Raw genomic sequence first — 518 nt, 5'->3', positions numbered from 1 at the left:
GTCCTCGGTGGGAAGCTCCTCGATGTTCACGTCCTTGAAGGTCAGCACCTTCACGCGCTTGATGAACCGCTGCGTGCGGTACACGTCCCACACCCAGGCGTCCTCGAGCAGGATCTCGAAGAACACGTCCCCGTCCGCCTGGCGGGGCGTCAGCCGCACGTCGTTGGCGAGGTAGAAGCGCCGCTCGGTCTCCACGACGTAGCGGAACAGGCCCACCACGTCCCGGTACTCGCGGTAGAGCAGCAGCTCGGCCTCGGCCTCGAAGTCCTCGACGTCGTCTGCGCTCATGACATGCCTCCTCAGTGTTCGCCGCGCACCCGCGACAGTCCGGGCACGCACGGCCTCCATCCTCCCCCGTCCGGGGGTCGCACGTCGAACGGGCGGCCGCGCCCGGCCCCAGGGACTCAGTCGAACAGGGTGGGCGGCCCCTCCGCGGGCGCGCCCGGCAGCCCGAGGTTCCAGCTGCGCCGGTGCTGCTCGCTCGCCCCGCGCTCGGCCAGGGCGGCCCGGTGCGCGGC

General features: G+C 71.6%; 1 protein-coding gene. It reads right to left on the bottom strand.

Annotated elements, in window-relative coordinates; all coding sequences use genetic code 11:
• A partial coding sequence (locus ACOMDU_RS13620) for a DUF2469 domain-containing protein (protein WP_421130699.1) occupies nucleotides 1–288 on the bottom strand: 288 nt, incomplete at its 3' end.
• Nucleotides 289–518: the final 230 nt, after the last annotated feature.

Source organism: Vescimonas sanitatis (genome assembly GCF_049060325.1).
GTDB lineage: Bacteria > Bacillota > Clostridia > Oscillospirales > Oscillospiraceae > Vescimonas > Vescimonas sanitatis.
This window is presented reverse-complemented; position numbering and strand designations above follow the sequence as displayed.